This is a genomic window from Segatella copri (genome assembly GCF_009494835.1).
Classification (GTDB): Bacteria; Bacteroidota; Bacteroidia; order Bacteroidales; family Bacteroidaceae; genus Prevotella; species Prevotella copri_F.
Map to the genome: position 1 here is coordinate 182,765 of NZ_VZBE01000087.1, position 24,126 is coordinate 206,890.

A 24,126-nucleotide genomic window follows, 5' to 3' on the forward strand; every position below is an offset into this window, starting at 1 on the left:
TGTCTTTAAGGCGCTTGTCTGGCAAAAAAGTAAACTGCTAATTATCTTTCAATCGGATTGTATGGCTCAGCACGCTTGGAATGCTTCAGGATATTTCCTTTTTCATCCTTGATCTTTACAATTGCAGCATACTTGGCATCTTGAAGCAGATAGCCGATAGGGTCGGCATAGTATTTCTTGTAAATGGAGGTCAATGATTTGCGGTCGATAGGCTCGAATGTCTTACCTTTATAATAGATAGGTGTGGAGCCTTTGTCTGTTGTGAGTCCTACAGCTGTAAATCCATAATCGTTCTCGGAGTCGTGAGCTTTGAGAATCAATCCCGGCAGTCCGCTCAGCTTCCAGGGACCATTGTCAATAGGGATGTCTTCCGTGTACCATGCAATCCATGTTCTACCCTTAAACTTGGCAATAGCCTGGTGGCACTCGTAACCGCAGATGGAATCGATGCTGTCTGTGAGTTGCCAGTCTATCGGTTCCATCGGTTCAATGCACAAATATCTGTCAGCAGCAAAGAAATCGAGATAGGCAGTCTTGCCCGGTTCTGGATAGTTCTTATATACTTTCCAATTAATCTGTCCGCCATTACCGGAGAAATTGACTGGTATTCCTTTTGCCATATTTGCGGAGATGGTAGAGTCTCTTTGGAATATCGGATAACTGTAGAATGCGGAATACTTGTTGCCAATCTGCAAGAGCATTTTCTCTTCTATGCGGCCAATGAGGGTGTCGGTCTTGGTATATTTCTTTTCGTAAATATACTCGGCATCATATACTACCTGATACTTTACCTGATCAATGGAATCTCCCATGCCAATGCTTGATTCATCGAACAGGTTTACTGTTTGAGCTTGGAGCATGCAAGCATATAATGCAAGCCATGCTATTAATAATACCTTTTTCATAATCTTCGTCTATTTATTCTTTGTTTTATCTGCTTTATTCATTTTGACGATGCAAAGGTACTGTGATTATTCGATGAAATCGATGATTTCTGTTACTGAGTTATTACTTTTGCTTCTTTTCGCCTATTATTATTTTATTACTCATGCCTTTGTTTACGGATTTTTCAGTAACTTTGCCGTCAAATTCAAAAGATCAGGAATGTATGAACAGTAACAGCAAACTGAAAATAGTATGGATGGTATGTGGGGTAGCAATCGTATTGTTGTTCTGCACGCAGGCTTATTGGCTCCATCTGCAATGCCAATATAGCTTAAACCAGCAGGTAGAGCAATTCAAGAAGGATTGTGATGAGGTGTTGGCGCAAGATTTGAAGAATAGAAAAAAGTTGCAGGAGAATTCATCTACAAAAGGTAGAAGAGATACGGTTATGCTCAAGGTAGAATCTCAATATGATATGAAGAAGGGATATAGTCGTACAACGCTTTCTTTTTGGAACAATCATCGCTTCCTTGTCCGTTTGAATGATCCTGATCTTACGGGTGATGATGCTTATCTCATCATCAGCAGATATCTGGCTTATATAGGTAAGCATCCTTCCTTGGCTGCCTATCAAAGATTACTGGATGATAAGGGATATGGGAAGATTGTCTTTTTTCGGCATCAGGATTACAAGACCGTCTTCTTGAATGCAAAATATGATGTCGAAGGCAGATGGTCACGTGTGGTGACGGTGAAGTATCAGACGAACCCAATGTTTCGCCAAGGTATTTCTTTTCAGGTGCCCATTCCTATTACTCGAACGCTCAAAGCCATGATGTGGCAATTGATAGGAAGCATCTTTCTCTTTTTCATCTTGATAGGATGTCTGTATTATCTGGTTAAGACCATAGTCTTCCAGAAACGCATTGACGGCATTCGCCATGAGTTCCTGAAGAATATGATTTATGAGTTGAAGCAACCGAAAGAAGACGACAAAGGTGAAGAATCTGCTGTTTTTATCGGTTCCATTGCTTTCTACTATGCGCAGAATGAACTGCTATGTGGTAATTCCAGAGTAGTCATCACATCTCGTCAAGCTGAAATTCTGAAGCTTCTTGCCGAGAACCAGAACCAGCTTGTAGAGCGGGATTTCATACTGAATGAAGTATGGGGTGATGACTCATACTCCAATTCCCTAGCCCTGAACGTGCAGATTACCTATCTTCGCCGGGCATTGAACCTGGATGAAAAGGTAAGTATCGAAGCTGTCATCAAGAAGGGATATATCCTGCGAACCTGTTGATCTTGTTATCAACTCTCATCTTTTTAGAAAGGTGGGAGTTTTTTTATCTTAATTTATTTTGTCCTTCACCTATTTTGTTGTAACTTTGCAGGCAGAAATTCGAATTTAAATTATTTTATGTAATTATGGCAAAAAAAGCTCTTTTAATGATTCTCGACGGATGGGGAATCGGTAAGCATGATAAGGGTGATGTTATCTTCAAGACTCCAACTCCTTATCTCGATTATTTGACAGCAGTTTCAGCACATTCTACTCTCCAGACTTGTGGCGAGGACGTAGGTCTTCCTAACGGTCAGATGGGTAATTCAGAGGTTGGTCACCTCAACATCGGTGCTGGTCGTGTGGTATATCAGGACCTCGTTAAGATCAACAAGGCTTGCGAGAGCGGTGACATCTTGAAAAATCAGGAGATCATCAACGCTTACAGCTATGCTCAGAAGACAGGTAAGAAGCTCCACTTGATGGGCTTGACTTCTACCGGTGGTGTTCACTCTTCTTTGGATCACCTCTTCAAGTTGATTGAGATTGGTAAGGAATATGGTTTGAAGGAGACATACGTTCACTGCTTCATGGATGGTCGTGATACAGACCCTAAGAGCGGTAAGGGCTTCATCGAGGAGGTTCAGGCTTGCTGCGACAAGAACGGTGCACACATCGCAAGCATCGTAGGTCGTTTCTATGCTATGGACCGTGACAAGCGCTGGAACCGTGTAAAGGAAGCATACGACTTGCTCGTTGAGGGTAAGGGTAAGCAGGCTGACGATATGGTGAAGGCAATGCAGGAGAGCTATGATGAGGACGTAACAGACGAGTTCATCAAGCCAATCAATAACTCTAAGGTTGACGGTACTATCCAGGAGGGTGATGTTGTTATCTTCATCAACTACCGTAACGACCGTGCCAAGGAGTTGACACAGGTATTGACTCAGCAGGATATGCCAGAGGAAGGCATGCACACCATCAAGGACTTGCAGTACTACTGCATGACTCCATACGATGCAAGCTTCCAGGGCGTTCACATCCTCTTCCCTAAGGAGAACGTAATGAATACCCTCGGTGAGTACTTGAGCGCACAGGGCAAGAAGCAGCTCCACACTGCAGAGACAGAGAAGTATGCTCACGTAACATTCTTCTTCAATGGTGGTCGTGAGACTCCATACGAGGGTGAGGACCGTATCCTGGTTCCTTCTCCAAAGGTGGCTACTTACGACTTGAAGCCAGAGATGAGCGCTTACGAGGTAAAGGATAAGTTGGTTGGTGCAATCAACACTCAGGAGTACGACTTCATCGTTGTAAACTTCGCTAATGGTGATATGGTAGGTCACACAGGTATCTACAACGCTATCGCTAAGGCTGTTCACGCTGTTGACAACTGCGTAAAGGACGTTATCGAGGCTGCTAAGGCTAACGATTATGAGGCTATCATCATCGCTGACCACGGTAATGCAGACCACGCTATCAACGAGGATGGTACACCAAATACCGCTCACTCTTTGAACCCAGTTCCATTCATCTACGTAACTGACAACAACTCAGCTACCGTTAAGGATGGCCGTTTGGCAGACGTTGCTCCTTCTATCCTCCACATCATGGGCTTGGAGCAGCCAGCTGATATGACAGGTGAGAACTTGATTATTGACTAATAATAATTTCGGAAGTCAAGGCTTTTTGGAGCCTTGACTTCTTTAACTTAAATCATTATGGACGTAAAGATAGAAGAAAGTTGGAAACAGCATATAGGAGAAGAGTTCGACAAGCAGTATTTTGTTGACCTCACAAACTTCGTGAAAGAGGAATACCTGCGTACGCCCTGTTATCCTCCTGGCCGCTTGATTTTCAATGCCTTCAATCTCTGTCCTTTTGATGATGTGAAGGTAGTGATTATCGGACAGGATCCATACCATGAGCCGGGTCAGGCGATGGGACTGAGTTTCTCTGTGCCGGACGGAATCACTTTCCCACCATCATTGATTAATATATTCAAGGAGATTCAGATGGATCTCGGTACTCCGATGCCAGCTACGGGCGATTTAACCCGCTGGGCAAAGCAGGGAGTATTGTTGCTCAACGCCACGTTGACCGTTCGTGCCCATCAGGCTGCGAGTCATCAGCGCAAAGGCTGGGAGGAGTTTACCGATGCTGCCATCCAGGCGCTCAGCAAGGATAAGGAGCACCTGGTGTTTATCCTTTGGGGCGGTTATGCCCGGAGCAAGGCGAAGCTCATCGATACAAGCAAGCATCTGATATTGGAAAGCGTTCATCCTTCGCCATTATCAGCCAACAGAGGCGGATGGTTTGGCAATCATCATTTCTCCCGCTGCAATGCGTATCTACAGCAGAACGGAATTGCGCCTATCCAATGGTAGGTACACCGATTAATATATAGCTATCCACTCATGGGTAGCTATCATTATTTTTATTATACACTCAAAGAAATTTATTCATCTCAAAAACATTATGAAGAAAGACGAACTGCGTATTCTGCAGGTGGGCAACGTGTTGGTTTCACCTGATATTATCACCGAAAAATTCTGTTGCGACCTTGATGCCTGCAAGGGTGAGTGCTGCATCGAAGGCGATGCGGGAGCTCCTGTTACCCTGGATGAGATTATGGAGATTGAGAATGCGCTGGATGTGGTTTGGGATGATCTCTCGGCATCTGCCCAGGCTATCATTGATAAGCAGGGCGTGGCTTATACCGATATTGAAGGCGATTTGGTGACGAGCATCGTGAATGGTAAGGATTGTGTGTTTACCTGCTACCAGGATTTGAAAGACCTGGGCGATGGACATACGATTCCGAATTGTTGTCTCTGTGCCTTGGAGCGTGCTTATCGCGAAGGAAAGTCGAAGTTCAAGAAGCCTATCTCCTGTGCTTTGTATCCAATCCGTGCCAAGGATTTCGGCAACGAGGTGTATGGCATCAACTATAACAAATGGCGCATCTGCAAGGATGCCATCAAGAAGGGAGAGGAGTTGAAGCTTCCGGTTTATAAGTTCCTGGAGGGTCCGCTGGTAGAGAAATTCGGCAAGGAATGGTATGATGAGCTTTGCGAAGTGGCAGAGCAAGTACTTGCCGAATTGGAAGACTAAATTCAGTTAGAGACTTTGGAAGATAATAGTTCCGAAGTCTTTTTTGTTTTATAAAAAAAGAGATTTCGAAACGCTGTTGAGCTTATTCCGAAATATCTAATCCTTCTATATTTGTGATATTACTTCTTCTGAAGCCTTTATCCCATGTTATCACGAAATTTTTTTGATGCTCAGCATGGAAACGGTAATAGGCTTGCTCGTCCATTTCGCCACTGCATACATATTGGTTTCCGTTAATATGAAGTGTTGTTCCTTTGCTGGCATTGCGTATCGTGAGCCTGATGGTTCCACGGAACGGACGTCCGAAGTCTATACGGCATCCCTGATGATCGAATTCCTCCTTGTATGGTTCTAATACCATTTGAAGCTTGTTCTGGGTGAGGTATGGCAGCTGGTCAACAAAGATATAGTTTACCGTATCATTGAAGGCACCTGTCGGATGAACCCATCCTGAAGATTGGTATTCAGCCGATTTCCACTCAGTAGTGTATATTCTATTGTCAAAGTGTTCTTTTTCGTTGTAACTGCCGCCCTTCAGGGGTTTGCACCACCATGTTTCGTCTGCTTTATGATAAAAAGGAACAGAGTCTGTATACCAGCCATGAAGTTCCAGCGAGAGTTGTTTGCTCTTATTTCTTATTCTTCCTGGTGCATACCAGACCGCGATGATGTTTTCGCCCTTTTTCAGATATCTGGAGATATCTATGGTTTGCATCAGAAGGATGCTGTCTCTGGCTCCTTCGTTGAAAATGCTTGGCGTAGCATTTCTTTCGTTGATGTATAGGCGGGTATTTCCTCCACTTGCCATGTTTATCTCAGCCTTTAAAGGCTTTTGATCAAGATGATAGATTTTCCTGTATAATATCTCAGAAGAATCGTTGGGGAATGGATATGATACCCAATGGGTACCGAATTCCTGTGCATAGGAATTCAGCACCCAGAGAGTTGTAAAGATGAGAATTGTAAAATATCTCATAGATGATTATTTGTCTATTTTATGAGTTTTGTTTCGCCAGTCTTGAAATTTAATGCTTTCTGCTTACCATTATACTTGACGGTCAGGTTTCCGGCATTCTTGCTGGTGATGGAAGCTTTGCTGACCTTTCCTCCGTTCCATACGAGATTAATCTCGTAGTTTCCACGTGCTTTGATACCCTTAATTTCGCCTGCAGGCCATTCTTTAGGTAGAGCAGGAAGAAGATGCATAGTCTCGCCATCGCATTGCATCAGCATCTCGCATACGCCTGCTGTGCCTCCGAAGTTGCCATCTATCTGGAAAGGTGGATGGGCATCAAAGAGGTTAGGGTAGGTGCCACCGCTGCGGTGTTTGCTGTCCTTGTAGACTTCAGGGCTTACGTAGGTGAGCAGCTTGCGGTATATCTGATAAGCTTTGTCGGCCCGATGCAGACGAGCCCAGAGGTTGATTCTCCAGCCTGTACTCCAACCGGTGGAATTATCGCCCTTGATTTCCAGGGTCTTGGTTGCGGCAGCAGCAAGTTCCGGAGTCTTGTTTACCGAAATCTGATGGAATGGATAGAGCCCCAGCAGGTGTGACTGGTGGCGATGATGCCAATCCTGGTCTTCCCAATCGTGGTACCACTCCATCAGATTGCCTCGCTTACCTATGTGGTAAGGGCGCAGGCGATTGAGGGCTGATTGCAACTGCTGCTGGTAATCGTTGTCGATGCCCAGGGCTTTTGCTCCCTTGATGGTATTCTTGAAGAGCTCGCGGATGATGGCGAGGTCGGCGGTTCCGCCATAGAAACTGCTGCCACGGTAGCCCTTATCGGTGATGTAATCTGCCTCTGGCGATGTGCATGGAGCAGTAATCAGTTCGTTTGGATTGTGTGGATTCGGGATGAGCCACGCAAGCATGAAGTCGGCAGCCCCCTTCATCAGCGGATAGGCTGTATTGCGAAGATATTCGGTATCGCGGGTATAGTCATAGTGATCCCAAAGGGTTTCTACAAGCCAGGCTCCACCCATAGCCCAGTTGCTCCATTGCGGACTTTCGTTTCCGGTTCCTACAGGATTGGTCATTGCCCAGGCATCAGTGTTGTGTCCAGCGCACCATCCCTTATCGATACCATAGAAGTGCTGGGCATTGTGGCGACCTGTCACAGCCATACCCTCTACCAATCCGTCTACTGGGGCTACCAGTTCTGAGAGGTTCGCAACTTCTGCCGGCCAGTAATTTTCTTCCAGGTTGATGTTGATGGTATAGTTGCCGCGCCATGGCGAACGGAGGGCTGGTGCCCAGAGTCCCTGCAGGTTGGCAGGCACTCCCTTGGTTCTACTGCTGCTGATGAGCAGGTATCTGCCATACTGGAAATAGAGCTGTTCCAGATAAGGGTTGCTCTCGTGGTTGTCGCTGTAGGCGAGCAACTGTTTGTCGGTAGGGCGGGTGGCATCAAACTTGGCTCCTTTCAGACTCAAACTTACTCTATCAAAGAGTTTCTTGTAGTCGGCGATGTGACGCTGTTTGAATTCTTCGTAAGTGAAGTTGGCAAGGTGCCAGGCTTCATCGGTTACGTTCTCGATGTATGGAGCTCCTTCCTTCACAGGATGCTTGTCGAATCCGTTGTAACTTGTTTCGTTTACGAGATAGATGATAGCCTCGCTCACATCCTTCAGATGGAGTACAGAATCGCTTGTCCACACTTTTCCGTCGGTGTTCTTCACCTGAAGCATGGCACAGTAATGCGTACTGTTGGCTTCATCGCCGAGAACATGTCCCGTCATGGTGAGCTGTCCTCTGGATGCTTTTACCTGATGGGGAATGAGGGAAGTGAGTGAGATGTCGCTGTTGATGGATCTCTTCTTGGAGGCACTCAGCTTGATGGCAATCATCTTGTCGGGATGAGAAGCAAAATACTCTTTGGTGTATTGGATGCCGTTGCGCCTGTAATGAACAGTAGCCAGGGAGTTGTCGAGGCTCAGTTCGCGGTAATAATCCGTAAACTCGCCCTGGTTGCAGTCTTTGATATTGATCATGCCCAGTGGCTGATAGAACTCCGAGTTATGGCCTTGCACATAGTGTTGCAGGGAATCGGCGGTCTTGTAATCCTCCTTGAACAGCGCCTCTCTGATTTTCGGAATCCACTTGTAGGCTTCGCCACCTTCGTTGGGATTCACAGGCACGCCCGTCCAAAGGGTGATGTCGTTGAGCTGGATAGAGTCATTATTGGCTCCACCATAAACCAGCGCACCCAGTTTGCCATTGCCTAATGGCAGTGACTCTTCGAAGGCGTATGCAGGCTTGTTGTACCACAACTTGTTGGGTTGCAACTCTTTACTTACTGTTGTTGCCTGGCAGTTCCACGTACTAGAGGCAGCTAACGCAATCGTAAAAAATATATGCTTCATAAAGATGGTATTGTTGGTTTTTTAATTCGATGCCCGGAAACGAAGTCGGAAGGTGATGCTCATTGGATGAGGCTATCCAAAAAAGGGGGAAGACTCTCGCTGAGTCTACCCCCAATATGTTCGTGTTAACTTTAAGCGTCGATATTGGCGTAAGTAGCATTCTGTTCGATGAACTCGCGGCGTGGTTCTACATCATCACCCATCAACATAGAGAAAATCTCATCAGCCTGGGCTGCGTTCTCGATAGTAACCTGCTTGAGCAAGCGTGTAGATGGATCCATAGTAGTTTCCCAAAGCTGCTCTGGGTTCATCTCACCCAAACCTTTGTATCGCTGGGTGTGGATATTCTTGTCTTCTACTCCATCTCCATACTTGTCGATGAATGCCTGGCGCTGCTGCTCTGTATAGCAATATTCGCTTACCTTGCTGCGATAAGTACACTTGTAGAGTGGTGGGGTAGCGATATACAGATGGCCTTCTTCAATAACCTTTGGCATGAAACGATAGAAGAGTGTCATAATCAATGTGTCGATGTGAGAACCATCGACGTCGGCATCGGTCATGATGATAATCTTGTCGTAACGCAACTTGTCGGTATTAGCCTCCTTGCTGTCTTCGCCATCTACACCGAAGCGGACACCGATACTTTGGATGATGTTCATGACAGACTCAGCTTCGAATACCTTGTGCCACTGTACCTTTTCTACATTCAGAATCTTACCACGTAATGGGAGAATAGCCTGACGGAAACGGTCGCGACCCTGCTTGGCAGAACCACCGGCGGAATCACCCTCGACGAGGAAGATCTCGCATTCTTTAGGATCCTTCATTGAGCAATCGGCAAGTTTACCAGGAAGACCACCACCTGTCATGAAGTTCTTGCGCTGTACACTCTCACGTGCCTTGCGGGCAGCTATGCGGGCCGTAGCAGCCAGGACAACCTTTTCGCAGATTCGCTTTGCCTCGTCTGGATGTTCTTCCAGATAATCAGACAAAGCCTCGTTTACAGCCTGCTGAACGGCACCTTGTACCTCGCTGTTACCGAGCTTGGTCTTGGTCTGTCCCTCAAACTGAGGTTCAGCTACCTTGATGGAGATAACGGCAGTAAGACCCTCGCGGAAGTCTTCTGGTGCAATCTCTACCTTTGCCTTCTCAATCTGCTTAGAGATGGTTGGGTCTGCTTCTGCGTAAGCCTTCAAGGTGCGGGTCAACGCCATACGGAAACCAGTCAGGTGGGTACCACCCTCAATGGTGTTGATGTTATTGACGTATGAGTGGATATTCTCAGAGTAATCTGTGTTGTACATCACAGCAATCTCGATAGGAATACCCTGCTTTTCTGTCTTCAGATAGATAACATCATCGAAGAGATGAGTGCGGTGACGGTCTACGTAACGGACGAATTCCTTCAAACCATCCTTAGCGTGGAAAACCTGCTCCTTGGTCTTACCTTCCTCGTCAGGGCGCAAATCTCTCAAGGTAATCTTGATACCTGCATTGAGGAATGCCAACTCGCGCATACGGTTGGCTATGATGTCCCACTTATAGACAGTGTGAGTAAAGATGGTTGGATCTGGCCAGAACTGCTGGCGTGTACCGCGCTTGTTGGTTTCACCTACCACCTTAACCGGATAAAGAGGCTTACCCTTCTCATATTCCTGCTGGTAGATTTTGCCGCCACGGAACACCTGTGACAGCATGTGGGTAGAAAGTGCATTCACACAACTTACACCCACACCATGTAAACCGCCAGATACCTTGTAAGAACCCTTGTCGAACTTACCACCTGCGTGAAGCACGGTCATAACGACTTCGAGGGCTGATTTATGTAGTTTTTCGTGCATATCCACAGGGATACCACGACCATTATCTTCTACGGTGATAGAGTTGTCTTCGTTGATGGTAACTTCGATGTCGGTACAGTAGCCCGCCATTGCTTCGTCAATAGAGTTGTCTACAGTTTCGTTTACCAAGTGATGAAGACCCTTTTCGGAGATGTCACCAATATACATCGCCGGACGTTTGCGAACAGCTTCCAGGCCTTCCAGAACCTGAATGTTACTCGCAGAGTAATTATTTGCGTTGTTTTGATTTTCTGCCATTTTAGTATTGTCTTATTTCCGTGCAAAGATACTAAAAAAAGCTGAGAAACAGGAACTTTTGTTTGTGAAAAATCACCAAAAAGTGAAGAAAAAACGTAGAATGTGAACTTTAGCGGCAAAAGTGTCTTGAAAAAGCTGTTTTATAATCGTTTTGCGCGTTTTTATAGGGTATGTTGTAGTATAAACCGGTTGTGATGGGAAAATTTTATGATGCAGGAAATGGATAGTCGGGTCCATAGAAAAGAATAAGGCTGCGACCCTATCATAGGATTGCAGCCTTATTTATTTCTTTGCTTTGACTTATAAGTTAGGCCAACTTAGCGATGTGCTTTGTAAGACCAGACTTCAAGTTTGCAGCCTTGTTGTCGTGGATAACGTTGATCTTAGCCAACTTGTCTAAAAGCTTCTGAACAGTAGGATAGAGCTTTGCAGCCTCTTCCTTGTCAGACATGTTGCGCAACTTGCGGACAGCATTGCGCATAGTCTTTGCATAATACTTGTTGTGCAAAGCCTTCTTCTTGTCCTGACGGATTCTCTTGATTGATGATTTGTGATTTGCCATCTTCTTTATGTTATTTTTTTTATTTCTTAAATGTTTGTAGTCCCTAGCAGAGTCGAACTGCTCTTTAGAGAATGAAAATCTCTCGTCCTAACCGATAGACGAAGGGACCATTGCTTATTTGCGGGTGCAAAGTTACTACTTTTATTTGAATCTAGCAAATTTTTCATAGAAAATTTTCGCTAAATGCGCATTTTTTTGTATTTTTGCCCTGTTTTTCACTAATATTAGGCAAAATGGAGATAAAAACTAGTGCTATCGTATTGCAAACCATCAAGTATGGGGACTCTCAACTTATCGTGGATTTCTTCACCGAAAAGTTGGGAAGACTCTCCTTTATGGTACGTGTGCCTAAGTCATCTAAGGGGAAGATGAAACGGCAGCTTTTCCAACCGCTCATGGTCTTGAATTTAGAATTTGATTATCGTCCCAAGTCAAATCTGCAGCGCCTTAGGGATGTTTCGATTCAGATTCCATTCTCTGATATCCCTTTTTCTCCATACAAACTTGGCATTTCCATGTTCTTGGCAGAACTGCTTTCATATGCTACCCGTCATGAGCAGGCTAATGGTGCGCTCTATCTTTTCATACAGGACAGTATCGAATGGTTAGACCATGCTAAAGGTGCTATTGCCAATTTCCATATAGTCTTTATGATTCAGCTCTCTTTTCATTTGGGTTTTATGCCCAATATAGAGAGTGGTATGTCTGGCGATTATTTTGATTTGGTAGATGGATGTTTTGCAGCTCATGTTCCTTCGAATGTACATTATTTAAATAAGGAAGATTCTATGCGGCTTGTGTCTTTGTTCCGTTTAGACTATAAAACAATGCACCTCTACACAATGTCCCGTATCGAACGGAACAGGTGTGTAGAGGTGATACTGGAGTATTATAAACTTCATTTGCCAGGTTTCCCGGAAATGAAGAGCTTTGCTGTTCTTCAGGAACTTTTTGCTTAGTCATTTTTGGTTTCCTCGCTTACTTGACGTAAACCTGAAATAAACCTAGCCTGTATTCTCTGTTTAGGCAAAACTGATGACGCCCTGTACAGAAGAAGCATCATCGTTATTGTCTTCTTTTGGCTCAGTGTTGCCAGAAGCAATATTGCGGATCTCTTCCAGAGTCTGTCGGGTACGCTTATAGGTAGGCGTGTTTTCTACCTGAAGGATGACATCCTCGTTATCCAAATCTTCCTGGCGGAACAGGAATATGTGTGGATGACGCTTATACTGTGTCGTATTGCCGTCGCTGCCATAATAGCGTTTGCGGCGGTCTTCTCTTTCAGCACGTTTCTCCTCTTCTTCAGCGAGACGGCGAGATTCTTCCTCAGTATGTTTCTTGAGGTGGCGGTTCATTCCCTCTACATCCTCGAGTCCGAAACCTGTTGCGAGAACGGTTACCTTTACGCGGCTTCCCAATTCAGGGTCAATTGCAAGACCCCATTTCAGTTCGAAGTCGTCACCGAATTTCTCCATAAAGTCGTTGACATCATTCATCTCGTCCATGGTCAAGCCAGGATTATCTTTCTTCTCGCTTGCAAATGCGATGCTGAGCAGAATCTTCTTAGAGTTGAATACGTCATTATCGTTAAGGAGTGGTGAGTTCAAGGCATCTTCTATTGCTTTCTTTACTCTTCCTTCTCCCTCACCGTAACCTGTACTCATGATAGCCACACCGCCATCTTTCAGTACGGTCTTCACATCATTGAAGTCGAGGTTGATGAGACCATGTACGGTAATGATTTCAGCGATACTCTTGGCAGCTACACTCAAGGTGTCGTCAGCTTTGCCGAATGCATCGAGAACGGCAAGGTCTGGATAAATCTGGCGAAGACGTTCATTGTTGATTACCAGTAAGGCATCTACATGTTTCGACATTTCCTCTACACCATCCAATGCCTGGTCAATCTTCTTAGGACCTTCAAAACGGAATGGGATGGTTACGATACCAACGGTAAGAATACCTAACTCCTTACTTACTCTGGCGATGACAGGTGCTGCACCTGTACCGGTACCGCCACCCATACCCGCTGTGATGAATGCCATTTTTGTTCCATCGTTGAGCATGTTCTTGATATCTTCAAGAGTCTCTTCGGCAGCCTGGCGTGCTTTGGCAGGTTTGTTTCCTGCACCCAGACCTTCCTTGCCTAGCTGCAGGTGTACAGGCACAGGTGAGTCGTTAAGTGCCTGGTTGTCTGTGTTGCAGAGTACGAATGTTACATCGTGTATACCTTCGCGGTACATGTGGTTGACGGCATTTCCACCGCCACCACCAACACCAATCACCTTGATGATGCTATTTTCTTTTTCAGGTTCCCCAAAGTCAAGAATATGAGGAGCGTTTCCATTATCTAGCATAGTCGTATAATCTTTATAGGGTTTATCTATCTGATTTTTTATTTAACCTGTTGTGAAATCTGTTTTCTGATAGCCTGGTCTTTGGCATCTTATTCTTCTTCAGAAATGGTATCTTTCACAAACTTCTTGAAACCTCTCATCATTTTATGGATGAGACTGTTTTCTTTGCGTCTCTTTTCTTCTTCTTCGGCTTCTTTTTCTGCCAGTAGTCTTGCCTCAGCTTCTTCCAGTTCTTTTTGCTTGCGGGCAGCCTCGTCAGCAGCCGCTTTTTCTGCCGCAGTAAGAACAACGCCCTTGCCGGCAGTCTCGTTAGGGTTTCTTGGAGCCTTGTGCTGCTCGGCTGCTACTGGCTTTTCTGCAGAATTGCTGAAGAGATCAGTGCCGATTTCGTCACCTGCACAGTTCATGTCTCCCTTTGCCAGGAGTCCCAATACGGTGTTCATTGTACCATCGTGATTGGTAATCTTAGGATCCTTGGAGTTGACTGTTTGAGAAACAAACTTGGCAATGCGTACTTTGTCGATGTGGGTATGTGTCTTGAAAACCTTATCGATTTCAGGCATGTTGCTGCCGCCACCTGTAAGGATGATACCACCCAACAGCTTATCTGAGAATTCCACAGGAATCTGGAACCATGCGTTTTCTACGATTTCCTCTACGCGTGCTTCTACGATTTCGATGAACTTCTTGCTTTCAACCACTCTATCCTTGTCGATAGGGTAGTTCAGGGTCGGGTCGATATTGTTGATATCGGTATAAGCCTTGGCATACTTGAGTTTCATCTTTTCAGCATCAGGCTCTTCAATCTGAAGACAAGTTAAGTCTTTGGTCACGTTGCCGCCGCCCAATGGGATGACAGAGAGATGACGAAGTATACCTTTATAATATACAGAAACGGTTGTCGTATCGGCACCCAAGTCAACAAGCATACAGCCTGCACGCTTTTCAGAGTCTGTCAAAACGCTGTCAGCCATAGCTAAAGGAGCCAGGTACATTTCTGCAATAGGAATGTTGGCATTTTCAAAACAGGTATTGATATTGTTATAGAAGTTCTTGCGCCAAAGTATATTCAGGAAGATGCCTTCCAGATGGTTACACTGTATTCCTACAGGGTCTATCTGGTATTGGTTGTCTATCTTGTATTCCTGAGTTGCAGCATCCAGGATTTCCTGGTCCGGATAGGTCATGTTGCGGTTGATATCCATCAGTTCATTGATCATCTCTTGTGAGATGATGGTGTTACCTGGGAGATCCTTGACAATGACGTTCTTGATACTGCGTATAGAGCGACCGCCCACGCCTACATAGACCTGGGTAATATCCTGTTTCAGTATATTCTTCAACTTCTTGATGATGTTGGTCAAGCATTGGCAGGTTTTGTCAATGTTATAGATCACACCCTTTCTGATGCAAGAAGATGAATCTTCCTCTACGGTGGCAAGTACGGTGATGCTGCCGTCCAAATTCTTCTGACCTGCTATACCTGTCATCTTAGATGAGCCAAGTTCGATAGCTACAATAAATTCCTTTGGCATAGTTCTTATATGTTATCTTAATCTGTTTCTATTTTCTAATTAGCTATTTTGATGCTTTTTACATATGATCTGGTTGTCGAATTCGATGTTGATATACGAATACTTGTTCCAGCCAGCTTGTGAGAGTCCATACTTATAGAATTTCTCTAATCGATTCATCTTCTTGTTGACGAAATCGTTGATGGCTTGCTCTCGTTTGTCGATGAGGTTGGTCTCTGGCAGGTTACCTATATATATAATGTGGTTGCCTACTCGCGGTACCAGTTCTATTCCTCTATCAGGCAGGACATTGATCTGTTCTATCTGGTTTCGCCAGAGTTCATTCGTCATCAGCGCTTTGCTTAGTAATGAGATGTATTTTTTAGCATACCACTTGTTGATGTAGCCCGTTGCGATGATAATGTCGCATGTATAGTTCGTGTTGGGCATGATCTGATTGTGGTCATCAATATAATAGTCCTCGTTGCTGATGTTTTTGATTCTGACGATTGGCATGCGTTGGGTGAGGTAGATGTCAACAAGACCATCCTGAGTCTTTGAACATTCTGCCGTCTTGACGAAAGGACTGGTCTTCAAGGTTTCTTCTATCATGCGGGCGTTCACCTCTTTGAGCGGTTCCCCCAGCGGATAGAGTTTCCTGGCTTCCAGTCGTTTCTTGATTTCCTTCGCATTCAGAAAGCCATTCGTCATCTCATCTTGAATGTTGATGTTCACCTTGGTGCATACCAACTTCGTTTCATCAGGTTTGTTAAACCTGGTGAAAGCGAATACCAGATAAGTACCGAGTACTAAATCCAGTGCGATGATGATGGTTTTCTTCCAATTGATATGCATTTATTTCTCTTCAAGTATTTTGGTAATTTGTGGAACATAGTTGTCCAAATCGCCAGCTCCTAAGATAACTAGAACATCGAAGTCTCGATTCTTTACCAGGTCAAGAACGTCTTCTTTGTGAATCATGCTCTTTTCTACACCTGGTTTCAGATTGTCATAGATAAGCTTGGAGGTTACTCCTGGAATAGGCTGCTCGCGAGCTGGATAGATGTCGCAGAGGATAACCTCGTCCAAGAGACTCAAACTGTTGGCGAAATCTTTATAGAAATCGCGGGTTCTAGTATACAAGTGAGGCTGGAAGATGGCTGTTATCTTACGGTCCTTGTACAACTCTCTGATACTCTTTGCACTCTGATAAATCTCCTTTGGATGATGAGCATAATCAGATAGGAATACCAGTTTGTCGTTCTTGATCTTAAAGTCGAAACGGCGGTCAACTCCTCCGTAGGTCTTCATGCCGTTGCGGAGCTCATCGGCTGTACAACCATTCAACTGCGCCATTGCCATTGCTGCCACACCGTTGGTGATGTTGATAGGTACAGGCTGTCCGAGTTCTACGCCCGTTACGTTCTCGATAGGAGAGATGAAATCAAAAGTGATTCCTCCATTCTCTATCTTGATGTTCTCTGCGTGGAAGTCGCCCTCGTCCTGGCTGTATTCGTATATCTTGACGCCGTCTTGTACGTGTTGCTTCATCTCCAGACCTTTGTGGATGATGAGTGCACCGCCCGGTTGGATTAGTTCTGTATAGTGACGGAAACTCTCCAGATAAGCCTCCTTGGTGCCGTAGATGTCGAGATGGTCAGGATCTGTAGCTGTGATGACGCTCATCCATGGGCGCAACCAGTGGAAACTGCGGTCAAACTCATCTGCCTCAATGACAACATAGTCGCTCTTGTCGGAGAGGATATAGTTGGTGCCATAGTTCTTTGAGATACCTCCCAGGAAGGCATTACAGTCAATATGGCTTTGGTGCATGATATGAGCACACATGGTAGATGTTGATGTCTTTCCGTGTGTACCCGCTACGCACAGTCCCTTATGTGTACGGGTTAATGTACCCAGAACCTGAGCTCGTTTCTCGATGGTGAAGCCATTCTCATGGAAGAAAACCAGTTCCTTGTGTTCAGCAGGAATTGCCGGTGTGTAGACTACCAATGTTGTCTTGGCGTCCTTGCAGGCTTCTGGTATGAGGTCAACATTCTCCTCATAGTGGATAAGCATTCCCTCTTTCTCCAACTCATGAGTTAGATTGGATGGAGTCTTGTCATATCCGGCTACAACCAACTTCTTGCTGAGGAAGTATCTGGCGATGGCGCTCATTCCGATGCCGCCCGCTCCTACAAAATAAACTGCTTTAATATCTTTTATTTCCATTACTTTGTTGCTAATTTGATTACTTCGTCGGCGATGACGTCGGCAGAGTTCTTTAATCCTAATTTCTTGATATTCTCACAGAGCGAAGCAAGCTTTGCCTCGTCTTTTACCGTGTCAACTGCTTTCTTGAGCAATGCCTCTGGTGCATCGGCATCCTTTACGTAGATGGCAGCATCTTTGTTGACTAATGCCATGGCGTTCTTGGTCTGGTGGTCTTCTGCCACATTAGGGCTTGGAACCAGGATAACCGGTTTGCCGATGAGGCAGAACTCGCTGATACTGCTGGCACCTGCGCGGCTGATAACCAGGTCGGCTGCCTTGTAAGCTGCACCCATGTCGCTGATGAAATCTGTAACCTTGAGCATTGGCAGCTCCTGGCCTTTCAGTTGCTCCATGATGGCAGCATTATAGTATTTACCTGTTTGCCAGATAAACTGTACGCCGCTTTCTTTCACCAGGTCGAGGTGCTGGAGCACACTCTCGTTGATGGTTCTTGCGCCAAGGCTGCCACCTACGAGCAAGATGGTCTTCTTTTCAGGGTCGAGACCGAATTGCTTGCGTGCCTCTTCCTGGGTGATGGAAGTTTCCAATACATTCTGGCGAACAGGATTACCGGTCATGATAATCTTGTCTGCAGGGAAGAAACGCTCCATTCCTTCGTAAGCCACACAGATTTTTTCTGCCTTCTTAGCCAAGAGTTTATTGGTTACACCAGCGTATGAATTCTGCTCCTGGATGAGGCAAGGTATTCCTTTGCTGGCACAAACATTGAGAGTCGGACCGCTAGCATAGCCACCTACACCCACAGCCGCCATAGGCTTGAAGTTTTTGATGATGCTCTTTGCCATGTGCTGGCTCTTCCATATCTTGAAGAGTACGGCGATATTCTTGAGCAGATGCTTTCTGTCAAAGCCGCAGATAGGCAAGCCCTTGATCTCATAACCCGCAGCAGGTACACGCTGCATTTCCATTCTGCCGAGTGCACCTACAAACAAAATCTTAGCATCAGGGCGCTTTGCCTTGATGGCGTTTGCAATGGATACGGCAGGGAAGATGTGACCACCTGTGCCGCCTCCGCTTATGATAATTCTTAATTCGTTATTCATATCCGTTCATGTTTATAACGCAAAGGTATAAAAAAATATCGATTTAACGGCATTTTCTGCCATTTTTTCACCTTAATTTATAAAACTCTTGTCAGGCAGCCACCATTTTGCTGTCGTCGAGCTCATTTTGAGGTATCTCTTTCTTCTTGGCTGTTCTACTGATACTCAGGATGATGCCCATGTACAGACAGTTGATGATGGTAGATGTACCACCTCTACTGATGAGTGGTAGTGGCTGTCCTGTAACAGGAGCCAAACCTACTGCTACTGCCATGTTGAAGAGTGCCTGGGTAACCAGCATGATGGCGAGTCCCATGCAGAGGAAGGCAGGGAAATTGTTCTCACACCGGTTGGCTATTCTGCCAGCTCTGAACAGGAGGATGATGTAGAGGAATGCAACCAGTGCGGCTCCCCATATACCCATCTCTTCGATGATGATGGCATAGATGAAGTCTGAGAACGCCTGTGAGAGGAAGTCTCTTTCTACTGAGTTTCCAGGCCCTTTGCCTACGATGTTGGAAGAGGCGATGGCGATGTTGGCATGTGCCACTTGGGCATCTTTGTCGAGATCGACATCCTGTGGGGCTACAGGTTTGGAGTTCATAAACTTGTCAATACGGGCTTTCCAGGTGTCGGCTCTATGGAACATCTTTTCTGCCATGTTAGGCTTGTTCTGTTCCTGCTCAACCTTCTCGGTCAGCGTATTTTCCGGTTTATTGCCCTCTTCGCCCTTGTCCTGTCCTACTATCATGATACCTGCAAAGGCTGTGACGATGACAATCATGCACAGTCCCACCAGCTTGCCAATCTGGTTCATCGGCACTCGTCCGATGAGCATCATGGCTAAGATTGTGATACTGAGGAGCATGGCTGTGGATAAGTTTTCCAGTCCGATGAGAATTACAAATGGAGCGGTTGCTACAAGTATGAACTTGAATGCCTTCCTGTTGGCTCCCTGAGCTGTTTGCATAGCACTAAGAATCTGAGCAACAGCTAGTACTACCGCTCCCTTCGCTATCTCAGAAGGCTGGAATTGTATGCCCATCAAAGAGAACCATCGGGAGGCTCCGTTGGTAGATTGACCGGTAGCCAAGACCAGGACGAGCAACAGTAATGAGATGCCCATCACGACGGGGGTAACAATCTTGAAATACTTGCATTTCACCTTGAGCATGCAAATCATGGTGAACAGACCGCCTCCCAAGAGCAAGATGTGGCGGATGACAGGTGCCATGTAGTTTCCTGTCTTGTACGACAAGGAGCTGGAGGCAGAATATACCTCCACGATGCTTATCATACAGAGAAAGAAGAAGACCATCCAGATCACCTTGTCTCCCTTGAAAATATTACCAATGCTCTTGTTATTCATTTCTTTATAGTTCTATCTGTTCTATTTGTTGAAAACTGTTATTCTCCGATAGCTCTTGCCAGCGCCTTAAACTGCTCGCCTCTATCTTCCATGTTCTTGAAGAGGTCGAAACTTGCGCAGCATGGGCTGAGGAGTACGGTATCGCCCGGCTTTGCCAATTCCTGGCAGGCTGCCACGCAATCCTTCATGCTGTGAGTGTCGCGTACAGGGATGCCGAGTGCGTCAAAGTTGTCGTGCAACTTCTGGTTGTCGGCTCCGAGATATACGATACCAGCACATTTCTCCTTTACCAGGTCCTTGATCTGGTTATAGTCATTTCCCTTATCCTTACCGCCGATGATGAGGATGGTAGGGGTGGTCATACTCTCCAGCGCATACCAGCAGGCATCTACGTTGGTAGCCTTTGAATCGTTCACATAGTAAACGCCCTGGAACTTGCCCACTTTCTCCAGACGGTGCTCTACACCCGGGAAGTCGCTCAAGCCTTTGTGCAGGGTCTCGTGGTCGATGCCTACGATGTTGCATGCCAGACCTGCAGCCAGACTGTTATAGATGTTGTGCTTGCCGCGTAGACTCATGTCTGCCTGTGGCATTTCGAAGTCTGAAGGGAAGTTGAGTTTGTATTTGCCGTCTTCGATAAAGCCAACGCAACCCTCCTCCTTGAACTCAGAGAATGGGCAGAGATGTGACTTGAGGTTGTACTTAGCCAGCTCCTTTGTAACGATAGGATCATCGTTCCAGAAGATGAAACTGTCTTCTTCTGTCTGGTTCTGGGTAATGCGCATCTTGGCATCGGTATAGTTCTGCATCTTAAACTCATAGCGGTCCAGATGGTCTGGAGTGATGTTGAGCAGGATGGCCACATTGGCACGGAACTCATACATATTGTCGAGCTGGAAACTGCTCAGCTCGATGACGTAGTACTTATGAGGAGTTTCAGCCACCTGAAGGGCCAGACTCTTTCCGATGTTGCCTGCCAGACCTACATCATAGCCAGCCGACTTGATGATGTGGTAAATCAGCGAGGTAGTGGTTGTCTTACCGTTACTTCCCGTGATACAGATCATCTTGGCGTCAGTATATCTGCCCGCAAATTCTATTTCGCTGATGATAGGTGTACCCTTAGCCATCAGTTTCTGTATCATAGGTGCTTCCTTAGGAATACCCGGACTCTTGATGACTTCATCTGCATCTAAAATCTTTTCTTCTGTATGGTGACCTTCTTCCCATTCGATGTTGTGGTCATCCATCAACTTCTTGTAGTTATCCTTGATCTTTGACATGTCTGAAACAAAGACCTCGAATCCCTCTTTCTTTGCCAGCACGGCTGCACCTGCGCCACTTTCGCCAGCTCCTAAAATTACAATTTTGCTCATTGTCTTATTCTCTATACTTGTCGGGCTGATAAGAGCCTGTATTTTATCTGATCTTCAATGTGATGATGGTCAATGCTGCCAGAATGATGGTTACAATCCAGAAACGGATGGTAATCTTTGATTCATGGAAGCAGTTGCGAGGCTTCTTCCACAGATACTTGCAGTCAGGATCCAGCTGACTGTCCTGTGTGCGGAAGTTGTCGTGGATAGGTGTGCGCTTGAAGATACGCTGCTTCACACCTCTCCGCTTTCCTATCTTGTAATAGTAAACCTGCATCATCACGCTGAGGCTTTCTACGAAGAAAATACCGCAGAGGATAGGCAGCATCAGCTCCTTGTGGATGATGATGGCACCTACTGCGATGATACCGCCGATGGTCAGCGAACCCGTATCGCCCATGAATACCTGGGCAGGGTAGGCGTTGTACCAGAGGAAACCGATGAGGGCTCCGATGAAGGCACAGAAGAATACTACCAGTTCCTCAGAACCAGGAATATACATGATATTGAGGTAGGCGGCAAACTCGATGTGTGACGACACATACGCAAGTATGCCTAGCGCCACACCTATGATGGCGGAGTTTCCGGCACACATTCCGTCCATACCATCGTTGAGGTTGGCACCGTTTGATACGGCTGTTACAACGAAGATGGTCATGATGACGAAGAGAATCCAGCCTGCTGCTACCTTGTACTTACCGCAGAAACTGGTGATGCTGGAATAGTCGAGGTTGTGTCCCTTGACGAATGGGATGGTGGTCTTCAGCGATTTTCTTGCTTCCGTACGATGCTTTACCACCGTTTCCTGTCCCTGTTGCTCGATAGCGAGGTTCTCGTTCATCTTTACATCAGGTGAAGACCAGAGTACCAGTCCCACGATCAGGCCGATGCCAATCTGTCCTATAATCTTATATTTGCCCTTCAATCCCTCCTTGTCGCGCTTGAATATCTTGATGAAGTCGTCCATTCCACCGAGAAAGCCGAGCCATACGGTGGTGATGATCATCAGGATCAGATAGATGTTGCGCAAACGTCCGAGTAACAGTACCGGTACGAGGATAGCCAGGATGATGATGACACCACCCATAGAAGGAACGCCAATCTTCTTGACACCGAACGGGTCGATGCTGGCATCGCGCTGTGTCTCTGTAATTTGCTTGCTCTTGAGATACTTGATGAATTTCTCGCCGAACCAGGCAGAGATTACCAATGATAAAATCAGCGCAAGCAGGGCACGGAATGAGATGTAGCCCCACATGTGGGAACCTGTGATGCCCCACTGTTCCAGAAATCTAAAGAGATAGTATAACATTTTTCTTTCTTTTCTTGATTGATTTTACTTCTGTGAAATTCCGAAGATGTCGCGAATCACCTCCTTATCGTCAAAGTGGTGCTTTACGCCCTTGATCTCCTGGTAATCTTCGTGTCCCTTACCGGCTACGAGAATCACGTCGCCCTTCTTTGCCAGCATGCAGGCTGTGCGGATGGCTTCCTTGCGGTCTACGATACTGATTACCTTCTTCATCTGCTGGGCATTGAGTCCGGCAAGCATGTCGTTGATGATGTCCTGTGGCTCTTCGAAACGTGGGTTGTCGCTGGTGATGATTACCTTATCGCTCTGTTTTACAGCCTCCTGTGCCATCAATGGGCGCTTGCCTTTGTCACGGTTGCCACCGGCACCGCAAACGGTGATGACTTCTCCGCCCTTGCCTTCGAGCACTTCGTGGATGGCGTTCAATACGTTCTCCAGTGCATCTGGTGTATGGGCATAGTCAACAATGGCGGTATAACCTTCTGGCGACTGGATTGGTTCCAGTCTTCCGCTTACGCTGTGAAGGGTACTCATCACTACGAGTACATCCTCTGGCTTCTTGCCGAGCATAATGGCTGCACCATATACGGCGAGCAGGTTGCTCACGTTGAACTTACCGATGAACTGTACGCCCACTTCTTTGCCGTCAATCTCCAGATACATGCCGCCGAAGTGACACTCCAGGATCCTGGCTCTGAAGTCTGCCATGCTGCGGGTAGAGTAGGTCTTCACGGTAGCCTTGGTGTTCTGTACCATGATCATGCCGTTCTTGTCGTCGGCATTGGTAATGGCAAAGGCTGTCTTAGGCAGTCCGTCGAAGAAAGCCTTCTTGGCGTTACGGTAGTTCTCGAATGTCTTGTGGTAATCGAGGTGGTCGCGGGTGAGGTTGGTGAACAAGCCTCCGGCAAACTGCAGGCCTCCGATACGCTTCTGTGCGATGGCGTGAGAAGAGCACTCCATGAAGGCATACTCGCAGCCTGCCTCTACCATCTTGCCCAGGAGCATGTTCAGCTCGATAGGGTCTGGGGTGGTATGGTCGGCAGGGATAGCCTCGTCCTCAATGTAGTTGCAGACGGTAGAGAGCAAGCCACACTTATGGCCGAACTTGCGGAACATATTATATAATAAGGTGGCAATGGTGGTCTTACCATTGGTACCTGTTACGCCTACCAGTTTGAGCTTTCTTGAAGGGTCGCCGTAGAAGAGGGTTGCTACCTTGCCGACAGCATCCTCGGTCGAAGCGACCTGAATGTAAGTTACGCCCTCAACTTTCTCTTCAGGCATGTCTTCGCACAAAACCGACTTTGCGCCCAGTTCCAATGCCTTTGGAATAAACTTGTGACCGTCAACCTGCGTTCCCTTCATGGCAACGAAGAGATGACCTTCCTTAATCTTGCGAGAGTCGATGTTTACTCCCGTAACCTCTACATCAGCATCGCCGATTATCTGAACCGGCTCGATGTTTTTGAGTAATTCTTGTAACTTCATATCCTGTTTCTGTTTTATATTCTATATATTTTTTATCTACACCTTATTATATATAGGGCTT

At 46.1% G+C, this 24,126-nt stretch carries 19 protein-coding genes; 5 read left to right on the top strand and 14 right to left on the bottom strand.

From position 1 onward, the window contains the following. Positions 1-41 precede the first annotated feature (41 nt). A complete protein-coding gene (locus tag F7D47_RS13405; protein WP_153085239.1) occupies positions 42-905 on the bottom strand; it encodes a GLPGLI family protein in 864 nt (287 codons plus the stop codon). Between the two features lie 203 nt (positions 906-1,108). Between F7D47_RS13405 and F7D47_RS15145 the strand changes: the two genes are divergently transcribed. From F7D47_RS15145 to F7D47_RS13425, 4 genes are all read left to right on the top strand, one after another. Further along, positions 1,109-2,188, top strand: coding sequence for a winged helix-turn-helix domain-containing protein (locus tag F7D47_RS15145; protein ID WP_437181638.1), 1,080 nt, complete (start codon positions 1,109-1,111; stop codon positions 2,186-2,188). 125 nt (positions 2,189-2,313) lie between these two features. Then, positions 2,314-3,831, top strand: a complete 1,518-nt coding sequence (gene gpmI, locus F7D47_RS13415) for a 2,3-bisphosphoglycerate-independent phosphoglycerate mutase (protein WP_118079656.1) — start codon at positions 2,314-2,316, stop codon at positions 3,829-3,831. 57 nt (positions 3,832-3,888) lie between these two features. After that, positions 3,889-4,554, top strand: a complete 666-nt coding sequence (locus F7D47_RS13420; RefSeq protein ID WP_153085238.1) for a uracil-DNA glycosylase — start codon at positions 3,889-3,891, stop codon at positions 4,552-4,554. Between the two features lie 91 nt (positions 4,555-4,645). Then, positions 4,646-5,281, top strand: coding sequence for a DUF3109 family protein (locus tag F7D47_RS13425; RefSeq protein WP_117692943.1), 636 nt, complete (start codon positions 4,646-4,648; stop codon positions 5,279-5,281). Positions 5,282-5,363: 82 nt separating this feature from the next. Here F7D47_RS13425 and F7D47_RS13430 read toward each other — a convergent pair whose 3' ends face one another. From F7D47_RS13430 to rpsT, 4 genes are all read right to left on the bottom strand, one after another. Next, complete coding sequence (locus F7D47_RS13430; RefSeq protein ID WP_153085237.1) at positions 5,364-6,257, bottom strand: alpha-L-rhamnosidase N-terminal domain-containing protein; 894 nt, start codon at positions 6,255-6,257, stop codon at positions 5,364-5,366. A 14-nt stretch (positions 6,258-6,271) separates the two neighbouring features. Continuing rightward, complete coding sequence (locus F7D47_RS13435) at positions 6,272-8,647, bottom strand: glycoside hydrolase family 95 protein (RefSeq protein WP_153085236.1); 2,376 nt, start codon at positions 8,645-8,647, stop codon at positions 6,272-6,274. 131 nt (positions 8,648-8,778) lie between these two features. Beyond that, the gene (gyrB, locus tag F7D47_RS13440; RefSeq protein ID WP_006847646.1) at positions 8,779-10,749 is read right to left on the bottom strand and encodes a DNA topoisomerase (ATP-hydrolyzing) subunit B; all 1,971 of its coding nucleotides are present in this window, start codon (positions 10,747-10,749) and stop codon (positions 8,779-8,781) included. Between the two features lie 307 nt (positions 10,750-11,056). Beyond that, positions 11,057-11,311: a 30S ribosomal protein S20 gene (gene rpsT / locus F7D47_RS13445; protein WP_006847644.1), complete on the bottom strand. Its 255-nt coding sequence runs from the start codon at positions 11,309-11,311 to the stop codon at positions 11,057-11,059. Positions 11,312-11,544: 233 nt separating this feature from the next. On the opposite strand from rpsT, the gene recO reads away from it, so the two are divergent. Then, the gene (recO, locus tag F7D47_RS13450) at positions 11,545-12,270 is read left to right on the top strand and encodes a DNA repair protein RecO (protein ID WP_153085235.1); all 726 of its coding nucleotides are present in this window, start codon (positions 11,545-11,547) and stop codon (positions 12,268-12,270) included. Between the two features lie 63 nt (positions 12,271-12,333). Here recO and ftsZ read toward each other — a convergent pair whose 3' ends face one another. The 9 genes from ftsZ to F7D47_RS13495 form a co-directional block, all read right to left on the bottom strand. Continuing rightward, positions 12,334-13,668 (bottom strand): cell division protein FtsZ, encoded by a 1,335-nt coding sequence (ftsZ, locus tag F7D47_RS13455; protein ID WP_153072552.1) that lies wholly within the window; start codon positions 13,666-13,668, stop codon positions 12,334-12,336. Between the two features lie 89 nt (positions 13,669-13,757). After that, a complete protein-coding gene (gene ftsA / locus F7D47_RS13460; RefSeq protein WP_022121277.1) occupies positions 13,758-15,203 on the bottom strand; it encodes a cell division protein FtsA in 1,446 nt (481 codons plus the stop codon). A 39-nt stretch (positions 15,204-15,242) separates the two neighbouring features. After that, positions 15,243-16,037: a cell division protein FtsQ gene (locus tag F7D47_RS13465; protein ID WP_153085234.1), complete on the bottom strand. Its 795-nt coding sequence runs from the start codon at positions 16,035-16,037 to the stop codon at positions 15,243-15,245. Further along, entirely contained in the window at positions 16,038-17,414 is a 1,377-nt protein-coding gene (gene murC / locus F7D47_RS13470) for a UDP-N-acetylmuramate--L-alanine ligase (RefSeq protein WP_153085233.1), read from the bottom strand. Next, positions 17,414-18,520 carry an undecaprenyldiphospho-muramoylpentapeptide beta-N-acetylglucosaminyltransferase gene (gene murG / locus F7D47_RS13475; protein ID WP_153085232.1) on the bottom strand — a complete coding sequence of 369 codons (1,107 nt, stop codon included), beginning with the start codon at positions 18,518-18,520 and terminating at the stop codon, positions 17,414-17,416. Before murG ends, murC begins: the two co-directional genes overlap by 1 nt. 91 nt (positions 18,521-18,611) lie before the next feature. After that, positions 18,612-19,889: an FtsW/RodA/SpoVE family cell cycle protein gene (locus F7D47_RS13480; RefSeq protein ID WP_022121280.1), complete on the bottom strand. Its 1,278-nt coding sequence runs from the start codon at positions 19,887-19,889 to the stop codon at positions 18,612-18,614. A gap of 38 nt (positions 19,890-19,927) precedes the next feature. After that, positions 19,928-21,265, bottom strand: a complete 1,338-nt coding sequence (murD, locus tag F7D47_RS13485; protein ID WP_022121281.1) for a UDP-N-acetylmuramoyl-L-alanine--D-glutamate ligase — start codon at positions 21,263-21,265, stop codon at positions 19,928-19,930. Positions 21,266-21,308: 43 nt separating this feature from the next. Next, positions 21,309-22,577 carry a phospho-N-acetylmuramoyl-pentapeptide-transferase gene (gene mraY / locus F7D47_RS13490; RefSeq protein WP_117692957.1) on the bottom strand — a complete coding sequence of 423 codons (1,269 nt, stop codon included), beginning with the start codon at positions 22,575-22,577 and terminating at the stop codon, positions 21,309-21,311. Between the two features lie 24 nt (positions 22,578-22,601). Then, complete coding sequence (locus F7D47_RS13495; protein WP_022121283.1) at positions 22,602-24,065, bottom strand: UDP-N-acetylmuramoyl-L-alanyl-D-glutamate--2,6-diaminopimelate ligase; 1,464 nt, start codon at positions 24,063-24,065, stop codon at positions 22,602-22,604. Between the last annotated feature and the right edge of the window lie 61 nt (positions 24,066-24,126).

Excerpts from the sequence above, each read along its gene's own strand:
- F7D47_RS13405 (WP_153085239.1), bottom strand. The coding sequence starts at position 905 with ATGAAAAAGGTATTATTAATAGCATGGCTTGCATTATATGCTTGCATG.
- F7D47_RS15145 (WP_437181638.1), top strand. The coding sequence starts at position 1,109 with ATGAACAGTAACAGCAAACTGAAAATAGTATGGATGGTATGTGGGGTA.
- gpmI (WP_118079656.1), top strand. The coding sequence starts at position 2,314 with ATGGCAAAAAAAGCTCTTTTAATGATTCTCGACGGATGGGGAATCGGT.
- F7D47_RS13420 (WP_153085238.1), top strand. The coding sequence starts at position 3,889 with ATGGACGTAAAGATAGAAGAAAGTTGGAAACAGCATATAGGAGAAGAG.
- F7D47_RS13425 (WP_117692943.1), top strand. The coding sequence starts at position 4,646 with ATGAAGAAAGACGAACTGCGTATTCTGCAGGTGGGCAACGTGTTGGTT.
- F7D47_RS13430 (WP_153085237.1), bottom strand. The coding sequence starts at position 6,257 with ATGAGATATTTTACAATTCTCATCTTTACAACTCTCTGGGTGCTGAAT.
- F7D47_RS13435 (WP_153085236.1), bottom strand. The coding sequence starts at position 8,647 with ATGAAGCATATATTTTTTACGATTGCGTTAGCTGCCTCTAGTACGTGG.
- gyrB (WP_006847646.1), bottom strand. The coding sequence starts at position 10,749 with ATGGCAGAAAATCAAAACAACGCAAATAATTACTCTGCGAGTAACATT.
- rpsT (WP_006847644.1), bottom strand. The coding sequence starts at position 11,311 with ATGGCAAATCACAAATCATCAATCAAGAGAATCCGTCAGGACAAGAAG.
- recO (WP_153085235.1), top strand. The coding sequence starts at position 11,545 with ATGGAGATAAAAACTAGTGCTATCGTATTGCAAACCATCAAGTATGGG.
- ftsZ (WP_153072552.1), bottom strand. The coding sequence starts at position 13,668 with ATGCTAGATAATGGAAACGCTCCTCATATTCTTGACTTTGGGGAACCT.
- ftsA (WP_022121277.1), bottom strand. The coding sequence starts at position 15,203 with ATGCCAAAGGAATTTATTGTAGCTATCGAACTTGGCTCATCTAAGATG.
- F7D47_RS13465 (WP_153085234.1), bottom strand. The coding sequence starts at position 16,037 with ATGCATATCAATTGGAAGAAAACCATCATCATCGCACTGGATTTAGTA.
- murC (WP_153085233.1), bottom strand. The coding sequence starts at position 17,414 with ATGGAAATAAAAGATATTAAAGCAGTTTATTTTGTAGGAGCGGGCGGC.
- murG (WP_153085232.1), bottom strand. The coding sequence starts at position 18,520 with ATGAATAACGAATTAAGAATTATCATAAGCGGAGGCGGCACAGGTGGT.
- F7D47_RS13480 (WP_022121280.1), bottom strand. The coding sequence starts at position 19,889 with ATGAATAACAAGAGCATTGGTAATATTTTCAAGGGAGACAAGGTGATC.
- murD (WP_022121281.1), bottom strand. The coding sequence starts at position 21,265 with ATGAGCAAAATTGTAATTTTAGGAGCTGGCGAAAGTGGCGCAGGTGCA.
- mraY (WP_117692957.1), bottom strand. The coding sequence starts at position 22,577 with ATGTTATACTATCTCTTTAGATTTCTGGAACAGTGGGGCATCACAGGT.
- F7D47_RS13495 (WP_022121283.1), bottom strand. The coding sequence starts at position 24,065 with ATGAAGTTACAAGAATTACTCAAAAACATCGAGCCGGTTCAGATAATC.